The following is an 11,644-nucleotide window of genomic DNA, read 5'->3' on the forward strand; positions in this document are numbered from 1 at the left end:
GTCCCCGGTTGAGGACCCACTCGGTGGGAACGACCCCACCCAGTGATCGGACCAAGCGCCTGCTACCCGCGTCCGGGCTGGCGAGAACGGCGCTCGGTGTCCTGCAACCCGGGCGCCGTCCTCGTGCCCGGGCCAGGTGCCTCAGCCCGCGGGCTGCCGCTCAGGCGCACCCGCCCACTCGTCGGCGAGGACGGCGTCCGTGTACCCGTCCACCCAGCCCAGCTCGTCGTGCCACGCCTGCACCCGGTCGACGTCGCGGTGCGACGTACGAGGGGTCCGGGGACCACTTTTGCAAGGAGTGCGGCCAAACCGTGGGACAGCGTGACCACGGTCACGCGCGAGGTCTAGACTCCCGACGGCGGGGCCCCGCGGGGCGCCGCCGTCCCCGGGGTCGCGACGCGCCGTCGTCCCGACGGGGAACGCACCAGCGACGATGCGCACCGGAGGTAAGCGTGCCAGAGAACGAGACCACCGCCCCCAGCCTCGAGAACCTGCTGCACGAGACGCGAGCGTTCCCGCCCAGCCCCGCCTTCGCGGCGCAGGCGAACGCCCAGCCGTCCCTGTACGAGGAGGCCAAGGCCGACCGGCTCGGGTTCTGGGCCGACCAGGCTCGGGAGCTGGTCAGCTGGTCCACGCCGTTCACCCAGACCCTCGACTGGTCCGAGGCGCCCGTGGCGAGGTGGTTCGCGGACGGGCAGCTCAACGCCGCCTACAACGCGGTGGACCGGCACGTCGAGGCCGGGCGCGGCGACCGGGTCGCCATCCACTTCGAGGGCGAGCCGGGCGACACCCGCACCGTCACCTACGCGGACCTGCAGCGCGAGGTGTCCCGGGCCGCGAACGCGCTCACGTCGCTGGGCGTCACGAAGGGCGACCGTGTCGTCATCTACCTGCCGATGCTCGTCGAGTCGGTCGTCGCGATGCTGGCGTGCGCCCGCATCGGCGCCCCGCACTCGGTGGTGTTCGGCGGTTTCTCCGCCGACGCGCTGCGCAGCCGCATCGCCGACGCCGAGGCCAAGCTGGTCATCACGGCCGACGGCGGCTACCGCCGGGGCGCGCCGTCCGCCCTCAAGCCGGCCGTCGACGAGGCGATCGGCCCCAAGGACGGGGAGCCGGCGACGACTGTCGAGCACGTGCTGGTCGTCCGTCGCACCGAGCAGGACGTCGACTGGACCGACGGCCGCGACGTCTGGTGGCACGACGCCCTCGAGCGCGCGGACACCTTCCACGAGCCGGTCCCTGTCGACGCCGAGCACCCGCTGTTCATCCTGTACACCTCGGGCACGACGGGGAAGCCGAAGGGCATCCTGCACACCACGGGCGGCTACCTCACGCAGGCGGCGTACACCCACAAGAACGTCTTCGACCTCAAGGCCGAGAGCGACGTCTACTGGTGCACCGCCGACATCGGCTGGGTCACCGGGCACACGTACGTCGTCTACGGGCCGCTGACCAACGGCGCCACCCAGGTGCTGTACGAGGGCACCCCGGACACCCCGCACCGCGGCCGCTGGTGGGAGCTCGTCGAGAAGTACAAGGTGTCGATCCTCTACACCGCGCCGACCGCGATCCGCACCTGCATGAAGTGGGGCGAGGACATCCCCGCCGGCTTCGACCTGTCGAGCCTGCGCGTGCTCGGCTCGGTGGGCGAGCCCATCAACCCCGAGGCGTGGATGTGGTACCGCCGCGTCATCGGCGGCGACACCGCGCCGATCGTCGACACCTGGTGGCAGACGGAGACGGGCGCCATCATGATCAGCCCGCTGCCCGGTGTCACCGCCACCAAGCCCGGCTCGGCGCAGGTCGCGCTGCCCGGCATCGTGGCCGACGTCGTCGACGACGAGGCCCGCTCCGTGCCCGACGGCGGCGGCGGGTACCTCGTGCTCTCCGAGCCGTGGCCGTCCATGCTGCGCGGTATCTGGGGCGACCTGCAGCGCTTCAAGGACACGTACTGGTCGCGGTTCGAGGGCCTCTACTTCGCCGGCGACGGCGCGAAGAAGGACGAGGACGGCGACATCTGGCTGCTCGGCCGCGTGGACGACGTCATGAATGTCTCCGGCCACCGCCTGTCGACCACGGAGATCGAGTCCGCACTCGTCTCGCACGACGTCGTGGCCGAGGCCGCCGTCGTCGGCGCCAACGACGAGACCACCGGCCAGGCGGTCGTCGCGTTCGTCATCCTGCGCGGCGAGCACGCGGACCGCGCCTCGACGCCGGAGGGCGCGGAGGAGGTCCAGCAGGAGCTGCGCAACCACGTCGCCAAGGAGATCGGCCCGATCGCCAAGCCGCGCCGCATCCTCGTCGTGCCGGAGCTGCCCAAGACCCGGTCCGGCAAGATCATGCGCCGCCTGCTGCGCGACGTCGCCGAGAACCGCACCGTGGGCGACGCGACCACGCTCGCCGACTCCTCGGTGATGGACCTCATCTCCGCGGGTCTCGCGAAGCCGTCGGCGGCGAACGAGGACTGACAGCGGTACGACGGGCCGGGCCTGTCGGGGTCCTCACGACCCCGGCAGGCTCGGCTTGGCCGTTTCGGCCCTCGGAACGGCGGCGACGCCTCGACCACTCGGGGACCGCACGCGCAGCGCGTGCCGAGTCGCACGAGAGACGAGGACGTCCCACCCTGTCGCACTCTCCCCACCCGCCCACTCCCCCCGGTGCGACGGCGCGCCCGGCGGCGCGGAAGTCATCACCCCGCCGAGGTAGTGCGGATCTCCGCCAGGTAGTACGGATTCTCGTGACGTGGGGGGTCGGTCCACCACCTCACGAAGATCCGCGCCACCTCGGCGACAATGGGGTCGTGCCCACCTCGCCCGTCCAGCCCACCCTGTCCTTCGACGCGCTCGACGCGACCGCGCAGGACGCCGTGCGCGCCCTCGCCGCGGCGGCGTCCGCCCACGACGGCGTCGCCCCGCTGTCGGAGCAGCCGCTGCTGCGGCTGGGCACGGACGCCGACTGGCTCACGCACGTCGTCGCGCGCGACGACGAGGGCGCCGTCGTCGGCTACCTCCAGGTGGACCGCGGCGGCGACGACGCGAGCGCCGAGCTCGTGGTGCACCCTGACCACCGGCGCCGGGGCGTCGGGGGCGTCCTGCTGCGCACCGCCGAGCGCGACGCGCGGCTGCCGATGTTCTCGGGCGCCCCGGGCCAGCGCGGCAAGCCGCTGCGGGTGTGGGCGCACGGCGACCTGTCCGCGGCGCGGGCGTTCGCCGCGGCGCACGGCTACGAGGCCGCGCGCGAGCTGCTCGTGCTCGCGCGCTCCCTCGGGCCCGACGACGCGGCGCGCGACGTGCCGGACCTGCCCGGCCTCTCCCTGCGGACGTTCCGCCCCGACGCCGACGACGAGGCGTGGGTGCGGCTGAACGCGCGCGCGTTCGCGGACCACCCGGAGCAGGGCCGCCTCACGGTCGACGACCTGCACGACCGGCGGCGCGAGCCCTGGTTCGACGCCGACGGCTTCTTCCTCGTCGTGCCCGGCGACGACGCCGCCGGCCCGGGCAGCGAGCCGCTCGGCTTCCTGTGGACCAAGGTCGAGAACGACCAGCCGGACAATTCCCGGGACGGAGAGAGCCGCTCCGGAGAGATCTATGCGGTCGGCGTCTCCCCCGACGCGCAGGGCCGAGGTCTGGGCCGCGCGCTCACCGCCGTCGGGCTGCGCCACCTGGCGCGCGTGGGCTGCGACCGTGCGGTGCTCTACGTGGACGGGGACAACGCGCCGGCGCTGGCCACGTACGCGAGCGCCGGCTTCGAGCGCGCCGCCGTGGACGTCCAGTACGCGCGACCCACGGGTGCGTAGCGACGGGGCGGCGGACTTCGTCACCCGCCGTTCACCTATCGGTGCCACGATGGGGGGCATGACAGCGTCGCGCCCCCGAACGTCCCGGTCCCGCGACGGACGCGGCCCCTCCGCCGCGCCGGACACCGCCGTCGTGGCCGCCGAGGTCACGGACAGCCGCCCGCGCTCCACGGCCGTCGCGCCGTCCCGCCCCCTGGACCCGCAGCTCGCGGCCCACATCGCCGAGCACATCGCCGAGGAGCCGGAGTCCGACGGCGTCGCCGCCGCGGTCGAGCTCGAGCCGCTGCCCGACGACCGGTTCGCGGAGCGGGAGCTGAGCTGGCTCGCGTTCAACGAGCGGGTGCTGGAGCTGGCCGAGGACCCGTCGCTGCCGCTGCTGGAGCGCACCCGGTTCCTCGCGATCTTCGCGTCCAACCTGGACGAGTTCTTCATGGTGCGGGTGGCGGGCCTGAAACGGCGCATCGCCACGGGCATCGCCGTCACCGCGGCGTCGGGCTTGAGCCCGCGGCAGGTGCTGGAGACGATCGGCGAGGGCGCGCACCGCCTCATGACGAGGCACGCGGAGGTGTTCCGCTCCGACGTGCAGCCGGCGCTCGACGCCGAGGGCATCACGATCGTGCACTGGGACCAGCTCGAGGTCCGCGAGCAGGAGCGTCTGCACAAGTTCTTCCGCAAGCAGATCTTCCCCGTGCTCACGCCGCTCGCGGTGGACCCGGCGCACCCGTTCCCGTACATCTCAGGGCTGTCGCTCAACCTGGCGGTCGTCGTCGCGAACCCGCTCACGGGCAAGGAGCACTTCGCCCGCGTCAAGGTGCCGCCGCTGCTGCCGCGGTTCATCGCCGTCGACGACCGCGGCCGCCCGTCGGCCCCCACGCCCACGCAGGGCGGCGGCACGCAGACGTCGTTCGTGCCGCTGGAGGAGGTCATCGCCCAGCACCTCGACCACCTCTTCCCGGGCATGGAGGTGCGCGAGAGCCACACGTTCCGCGTCACGCGCAACGAGGACGTGGAGGTCGAGGAGGACGACGCCGAGAACCTCCTGCAGGCGATGGAGAAGGAGCTGCTGCGCCGCCGGTTCGGCCCGCCCGTGCGGCTCGAGCTGGCGCACGGCATCTCGCCGCGCATCCGCGAGCTGCTGGTGCGCGAGCTCGACGTGGCCGAGGAGGAGGTGTACGAGCTGCCCGCGCCGCTCGACCTCACCGGTCTCAACGTCATCGCCGACATCGAGCGCGCGTCGCTGCACTACCCGCCCTTCGTCCCGACGACGCACCGCCAGCTCGCCGAGGTGGAGTCCGCCACGGCGCGCGACGTCTTCGCCGCGATCCGCGAGCGGGACATCCTGCTCCACCACCCCTACGACTCGTTCTCGACGTCGGTGCAGACGTTCCTCGAGCAGGCGGCCGCCGACCCGGCGGTCCTCGCGATCAAGCAGACGCTGTACCGCACGTCGGGCGACTCCCCGATCGTGGACGCCCTGATCGACGCCGCCGAGGCGGGCAAGCAGGTGCTCGCGCTCGTCGAGATCAAGGCGCGGTTCGACGAGCAGGCCAACATCTCCTGGGCGCGCAAGCTCGAGGAGGCGGGCGTGCACGTCGTGTACGGGATCGTCGGCCTCAAGACGCACGCCAAGCTGTCCCTCGTGGTGCGCCAGGAGGCGGACGGGCTGCGCCGGTACTGCCACGTCGGCACCGGCAACTACCACCCGAAGACGGCCCGCATGTACACCGACCACGGGCTGCTCACGTGCGACCGCGACGTCGGCCAGGACCTCACGCGCCTGTTCAACCAGCTCTCGGGGTACGCCCCGCAGTCGCGCTTCCACCGGCTGCTGGTCGCGCCGCGCGCCGTGCGCGCGGGCCTCGTCGAGCGCATCGAGCGGGAGGCCGCCGCCGCCCGTGCCGGGCACGACGCCTGGGTGCGCATCAAGGTGAACAGCGCCGTCGACGAGGCCACGATCGACGCCCTGTACCGCGCCTCGCAGGCCGGGGTGAAGGTCGACCTGGTGGTCCGCGGCATCTGCGCGCTGCGACCGGGAGTGCCGGGCCTGAGCGAGAACGTGCGCGTTCGCTCCATCCTCGGCCGGTTCCTGGAGCACTCCCGGATCTACGCCTTCGCCAACGCGGCCGGCCCGGCCATCGGCGAGGGGCCGGAGTCCGGCCCGGAGGTGTACATCGGCTCGGCCGACCTCATGCACCGCAACCTCGACCGGCGCGTCGAGGCCCTGGTCCGGATCGCCGACGAGGGCCAGGTCGCGGAGCTCCTCGACCTCATGGACGCGTCCATGTCGGACGAGACCTCCACGTGGCACCTGCAGCCGGACGACACCTGGGTGCGGCACGCCGTCGGGCGGGACGGCGTGCCCCTCGTGGACCTGCAGGCGCAGCTCGTCGACCGCCACCGCCGTCGGCCCGAGCGGGCTCGATGAGGGCGCGGTGAGGGCGGCACGGGTGCGCCGGGCGGCGGGCACCACGGCGTCGCCGCTCGTGGACAGGCTGGGGGCGACGTCGGTGGAGCACGCCCCGGTGATCGAGTCGGCGGGCGGGCTCGTGTGGCGCGAGCGGGACGGGCGGCTGCAGGTGCAGCTCGTGCACCGGCCGCGCTACGACGACTGGTCCTGGCCGAAGGGCAAGCTCGAGCCGGGCGAGTCGCTGAACACGGCCGCCGCGCGCGAGGTGGCGGAGGAGACGGGCAAGCCCGTGGTGCTGGGTGTCCCCCTGCCGGGGCTGCAGTACCTGACGCCCGAGGGCCGCGTGAAGCGGGTGCACTACTGGGCGGCACGCCGTGCCTCGCGGTCCGACGACGCCGCGGCGCTGGCCGCACGGTCCCCCGTGCAGCCGCCGTCGACGGACGAGGTCGACAAGAAGGCGTGGCTCGACGTCGACGACGCCGCCGCGCGCCTGACGCGCCGCGCCGACCGCGGGCCGCTCGAGGCCCTCGTGGAGGCGCACGGCCAGGGCCGGCTCGCCACGCACGCCGTCGTCATCGTCCGGCACGGCAAGGCCGTCACCCGGGCGGCCTGGCACGGCGCCGAGCACGACCGGCCGCTGACGCCGGTGGGGCACGCCCAGGGCGCGGCGCTCGTCCCGGTCCTCGCGGCCTACGGCGTGACGTCCGTGGTGTCGAGCCGTTGGGAGCGCTGCGCGGCGACGATCGAGCCGTACGTGCAGGCGGCGCGCGCCCGACCGGAGCTCAGCGACCAGCTGGGCGAGGCCGAGCACGAGCGGTCGCCGTCCCGCGTCGCCGCGACGGTGCTCGACCTGCTCGAGTCGGGTCGGTCGTCGGTGCTGTGCACGCACCGCCCCGTGCTGCCGACCGTGCTGGACGTGCTGGGCCAGCACTCCCGCCGCGCCGTCGCGAACGTCCTGCCCTCGCGCGACCCGTTCCTCGAGCCGGGCGACCTGCTCGTCGCCCACGTCGCGACCACCGGCAAGGGCCCGCGCGTCGTCGCCGTGGAGAAGGTCACGCCCCCGGTCTACTGACCGCCGCGGCTGGTGGTCAGGTCAGCCAGGGGTGCAGGATCCAGGTCGTGATCGCGGCGACGAGGGCGGCGGCGGGGATGGTGAGCACCCAGGCCACGCCGATGTTCTTGGCCACGCCCCAGCGGACGGCGGACAGCCTGCGCGTCGCACCGACGCCCATGATCGCCGAGGTGATCGTGTGCGTCGTGGAGACGGGCGCGTGCAGGATGAACGCGTTGGCGTAGAGCACCAGGGCCGACACGGACTCGGCGACGAAGCCGCGGGCCGGGTCGAGCTCGATGATGCGGCGGCCCAGCGTGCGCATGATGCGCCAGCCGCCGGAGTAGGTGCCGAGCGAGATCGCGCTCGCGGCGGCCAGCTTGACCCACAACGGGATGCTGCCGTCGGCGGCCGCCCACCCCACGGTCACGAGCGCCATGTAGATGACGCCCATGGTCTTCTGCGCGTCCTGCAGGCCGTGGCCGAGGGCCATCGCGGCCGCCGACGCGGTCTGCGCGAGCCGGAACCGGCGCGTCACCCGCGACGGGGCCGCGTTCCGGAAGATCCACAGCACCGCGACCATCACCAGGTAGGCGCCGACGAAGCCGATGAGCGGGGAGAACACCATCGGCAGCACGACCTTGTCGATGATCGACTGCCCGTAGATCGGGAGCCCGGCCGCCAGGCCTGCCCCGACCAGCCCGCCGATCAGCGAGTGCGTGGACGATGACGGCAGCCCGAACCACCAGGTGATGAGGTTCCAGGCGATGGCGCCGATGAGGGCGCACAGCACCACGACGAGCGCGGTGTGGTTCGAGGCGTCCTGCAGGTCGACGATCGACGTCGCGATGGTCTCGGCGACCTCCGTGCCCAGCAGCGCGCCGACGAAGTTCATCACGGCGGCCATCAGCAGCGCGACCCGCGGCGTCAGCGCACGGGTCGAGACGGAGGTGGCGATGGCGTTGGCCGCGTCGTGGAAGCCGTTGGTGTAGTCGAAGCCGAGCGCGATCGCGACGACGAGGACGACGAGAGCCGCCTCCACCGTCAGGACTCCTTGAGGGCGATGGTCTCGACCATGTTCGCGACCCGCTCGAAGGCGTCGGCGCCCTCCTCGAGCATGTCGACGATCTCCTTGAGCTTGATGAGCAGGATCGGGTCGGTGGTGTCGTCGAAGAGCTGCGCGATGAGCTCGCGGTGCAGCTTGTCGCCCTGGTTCTCGAGGCGGTTGATCTCGACCCAGTAGTCGGACAGCTGGTCCATGGAGCGCAGGCGCGGCATGGCCTCGGCGGTGAGCTCGGCGCAGCGCTGCAGCACCTGCACCTGCTCCGACACGCGCAGGGGCAGCTCGTCGACCTTGTACAGGACGATGAGGTCCCCGGCCTCCTCCATGGCGTCCATGCAGTCGTCGAGCGCGGACGCGAGGCCGTAGATGTCGTCCCGGTCGAACGGGGTGACGAACGTCTGGTTCAGGCGCCGCATGATCGAGTGGGCGGCGTCGTCGGCCACGTGCTCGGCCTCGTTGAGCCTGCGGACGATCCCTTCCCGCTCCTGCCGGGACGCCCCGAGCAGCTCCGCCAGGAGCGAGGCCCCCGTGACGTTGTGCTGCGCGAGCGTCGCCAGCATGTCGAAATACGTCGTGTCGCGCGGTGTCAGGCGCAGGCGCACGTGTGGCTCCCGGATCGAGGACGCTGAGACTCTCACAGACTAGAGGTGGCCATCCTGGCGCGACCAGTTGAACGCGCGCTGAACGATCCGCCTCGCGGCTGCGGGAAAACTCGGGTGAGGTGCGACGCCGGACCGGGAGCGCCTCTCGGCGCGTGGCCGCTCGTAGCGGCTGAAGATGGAGCCCGGGGCTACCGCGGCCCGACGTCGCCCGAACATCGTAAGCCCGGGTGTCGGCGTGCTCCGAACACGCAGGTCAGCGCCGCCGTTCGGGCTCGGAGCGACTCAGTCGAGGGTGCCCGCCCGCCAGCCCGTGGCCGCGCGCTCCAGCTCCTCGGCGGTGCGCACGAGGTCGGCGGCCCCGCGGGTCATCCGCGTGGCCCCGTCGGGGTCCGCGACCTCGCGGGCGTCGGCGTCGAACGCCGCACCGGTCGCGAGGATGCGGCAGAACGACGCGGCCCGCTCCAGCGCCACGGCCAGGTCGCCGGCGTAGACGCCGGACAGGACGTCGTCCGCGAGCGTCCGCAGGTCCTCGGGGGCGGGCGGGCGGGGCACGCCGGCCACCGCCTCGTGCACCGGGGCGGCGTCGACGCCGAGCCGGTAGCGCAGCCCCACGGTGCGGGGGTCGCGGCGCACCCACTCGCGCAGCACGTACAGCCGCCACAACGCGCCGGGCAGCGAGGCGGGCGCGGCGTCGGACCACAGGGCGGCGACGACGTCGAGCCCCTCCCGCTCGACGAGGCGCACCAGGCGGTCCACGACCTCCGGGTCCTCCGCGGCCCGCGCCCGGTGCACGACGGCGCGCGCGGTGGTGTGCGCGACCTCGTCGCGCAGCGCGGGGTCGAGGGAGCCGGGGATCTGCTCCGCGGTCTGCGGGTCGAGCATCGCCGGTCGGCGGTGCCTGCGTGGTTCCGGCTCGTTGCTCACAGGTACAGTCTCCCGCGGTCCGCGCCCTGCAGGCACGTCCGGCGACGCCCACCCGGCGCCCGAGGTCTCCCGCGCCTGCCGCTCCCCGAGCCGACACACGATCGCGGACCTAGCATCGAAGCAACCACGGACTTAGGAGACACATGTCCACCTCCACACCTGGTCAGGCGGGTGCGCAGAGCGCCCACCGGAAGGCCACGGCCCTCGCCTTCGCGGCGGCGGTCGGCGGGTTCCTCTTCGGTTTCGACTCGTCGGTGATCAACGGCGCGGTCGACGCGATCGAGGGCCAGTTCGACCTCAACTCCACCGTGACGGGGCTCGTCGTGGCGATCGCCCTCCTCGGCTGCGCCCTGGGCGCGTGGTCGGGCGGCAAGCTCGCCGACCGCTGGGGCCGCACCCACGTGATGGTGCTCGGCGCGGTGCTGTTCTTCGTCTCGTCGATCCTGTCGGCGATCGCGTGGAGCGCCTGGGACCTGGCGGTCTGGCGGTTCATGGCGGGCGTCGGCATCGGCATCGCGTCCGTGATCGCCCCCGCGTACATCGCGGAGATCGCCCCGGCCGCGATGCGCGGGCGCCTCGGCTCGCTGCAGCAGCTCGCGATCACCGTCGGTATCTTCGCGGCCCTGCTGTCCGACCAGATCCTCGCGACGGCGGCCGGCAGCGCCGCGAACGAGCTGTGGTTCGGCTGGGAGGCGTGGCGCTGGATGTTCCTCGTCGCCGTGGTCCCGGCGGCCGTGTACGGCATCCTCGCGCTACGGATGCCCGAGTCCCCGCGCTATCTCGTGACGAAGGGACGCGACGACGAGGCGCGGTCCGTCCTGGCGTCCGTGCTCGGCCCCGACGAGCACCCGGACGACCGGATCGGCGAGATCCGCCGCTCGATCGCCGTCGACGAGAAGAACGCCGAGCTGGGCAGCCTCAAGGGCGACCGGTTCGGGCTCAAGCCCATCGTCTGGGTCGGCATCGTGATGGCGATCTTCCAGCAGTTCGTCGGGATCAACGTGATCTTCTACTACTCGACGACGCTGTGGCAGGCGGTCGGTTTCGACGAGTCCCAGGCGTTCCTCGTCTCGACGATCACGGCGGTCACCAACGTGGCCGTGACGTTCATCGCCATCGCCCTCATCGACAAGGTGGGGCGGCGCCCGCTGCTGCTCATCGGCTCGGCCGGCATGGCGGTCTCGCTGGGCCTGATGGCGGTGTGCTTCACGCAGGCCACGGGTTCGGGCGACTCGATCAGCCTCCCGGATCCGTGGAGCATCATCGCGCTGGTCAGCGCGAACGCCTTCGTGGTCTTCTTCGGCGCCACGTGGGGCCCGCTGATGTGGGTGCTGCTGGGCGAGATGTTCCCCAACCGGATCCGCGCCGCCGCCCTCGGTGTCGGCGCCGCGGCCAACTGGATCGCGAACTTCGTCATCACGCTGACGTTCCCGCCGATGCTCGACACGTTCGGCCCGGCGATCCCCTACCTCATGTACGCCGTCTTCGCGGTGCTGTCGTTCTTCTTCGTGCTCGGCAAGATCCCGGAGACGAAGGGCGTCGAGCTCGAGGACATGGCGGGCGAGGCGTACAAGCGCGCCTGACGCACGCCCGAGTCGCGCCGACACGACGACGGCCCGTGACGCTCCGCCCGGGGCGTCACGGGCCGTCGTCGTGCGCCGGGTGAGGCCCCCACCAGGACACTTGCTTGCTGCAAGCACCAGGCGTATGTTTGCACCCTGCAACAACTCGGCCCGCGCCCCGGGCCGCACCGCTCCGGCCGTCCGGCCCCGAGCACCCACCCTCTTTCAGCAAAGGCCCT

8 protein-coding genes are annotated in these 11,644 nt (G+C 72.8%); 5 read left to right on the forward strand and 3 right to left on the reverse strand.

Annotated elements, in window-relative coordinates; genetic code table 11:
* Nucleotides 1-452 precede the first annotated feature (452 nt).
* From acs to ACQP6G_RS16850, 4 genes are all read left to right on the forward strand, one after another.
* Nucleotides 453-2,468 (forward strand): acetate--CoA ligase, encoded by a 2,016-nt coding sequence (gene acs / locus ACQP6G_RS16835; RefSeq protein WP_429765960.1) that lies wholly within the window; start codon nucleotides 453-455, stop codon nucleotides 2,466-2,468.
* A 332-nt stretch (nucleotides 2,469-2,800) separates the two neighbouring features.
* On the forward strand, nucleotides 2,801-3,796 hold the full coding sequence (gene mshD / locus ACQP6G_RS16840; RefSeq protein WP_429765962.1) for a mycothiol synthase: 996 nt from the start codon (nucleotides 2,801-2,803) through the stop codon (nucleotides 3,794-3,796).
* A 49-nt stretch (nucleotides 3,797-3,845) separates the two neighbouring features.
* A complete protein-coding gene (locus tag ACQP6G_RS16845) occupies nucleotides 3,846-6,221 on the forward strand; it encodes an RNA degradosome polyphosphate kinase (RefSeq protein WP_429765963.1) in 2,376 nt (791 codons plus the stop codon).
* A gap of 58 nt (nucleotides 6,222-6,279) precedes the next feature.
* Complete coding sequence (locus ACQP6G_RS16850) at nucleotides 6,280-7,275, forward strand: NUDIX hydrolase (RefSeq protein ID WP_429766288.1); 996 nt, start codon at nucleotides 6,280-6,282, stop codon at nucleotides 7,273-7,275.
* A gap of 16 nt (nucleotides 7,276-7,291) precedes the next feature.
* Here ACQP6G_RS16850 and ACQP6G_RS16855 read toward each other — a convergent pair whose 3' ends face one another.
* The 3 genes from ACQP6G_RS16855 to ACQP6G_RS16865 form a co-directional block, all read right to left on the reverse strand.
* The gene (locus ACQP6G_RS16855) at nucleotides 7,292-8,296 is read right to left on the reverse strand and encodes an inorganic phosphate transporter (protein WP_429765965.1); all 1,005 of its coding nucleotides are present in this window, start codon (nucleotides 8,294-8,296) and stop codon (nucleotides 7,292-7,294) included.
* A gap of 2 nt (nucleotides 8,297-8,298) precedes the next feature.
* Entirely contained in the window at nucleotides 8,299-8,919 is a 621-nt protein-coding gene (locus ACQP6G_RS16860) for a DUF47 domain-containing protein (RefSeq protein WP_429765967.1), read from the reverse strand.
* Nucleotides 8,920-9,201: 282 nt separating this feature from the next.
* Complete coding sequence (locus ACQP6G_RS16865; protein ID WP_429766289.1) at nucleotides 9,202-9,801, reverse strand: hypothetical protein; 600 nt, start codon at nucleotides 9,799-9,801, stop codon at nucleotides 9,202-9,204.
* 185 nt (nucleotides 9,802-9,986) lie between these two features.
* On the opposite strand from ACQP6G_RS16865, the gene ACQP6G_RS16870 reads away from it, so the two are divergent.
* Nucleotides 9,987-11,426, forward strand: a complete 1,440-nt coding sequence (locus ACQP6G_RS16870) for a sugar porter family MFS transporter (RefSeq protein WP_429765969.1) — start codon at nucleotides 9,987-9,989, stop codon at nucleotides 11,424-11,426.
* Nucleotides 11,427-11,644: the final 218 nt, after the last annotated feature.

The sequence above is a fragment of the Isoptericola nanjingensis genome (genome assembly GCF_050311635.1).
In the GTDB taxonomy this organism is placed as follows: domain Bacteria; phylum Actinomycetota; class Actinomycetes; order Actinomycetales; family Cellulomonadaceae; genus Isoptericola; species Isoptericola nanjingensis.

Bases quoted from the DNA above. Each gene is read 5' to 3' on its own strand.
- ACQP6G_RS16845 (WP_429765963.1), top strand. From the start codon at position 3,846: ATGGGGGGCATGACAGCGTCGCGCCCCCGAACGTCCCGGTCCCGCGAC.
- ACQP6G_RS16870 (WP_429765969.1), top strand. From the start codon at position 9,987: ATGTCCACCTCCACACCTGGTCAGGCGGGTGCGCAGAGCGCCCACCGG.
- ACQP6G_RS16865 (WP_429766289.1), bottom strand. From the start codon at position 9,801: ATGCTCGACCCGCAGACCGCGGAGCAGATCCCCGGCTCCCTCGACCCC.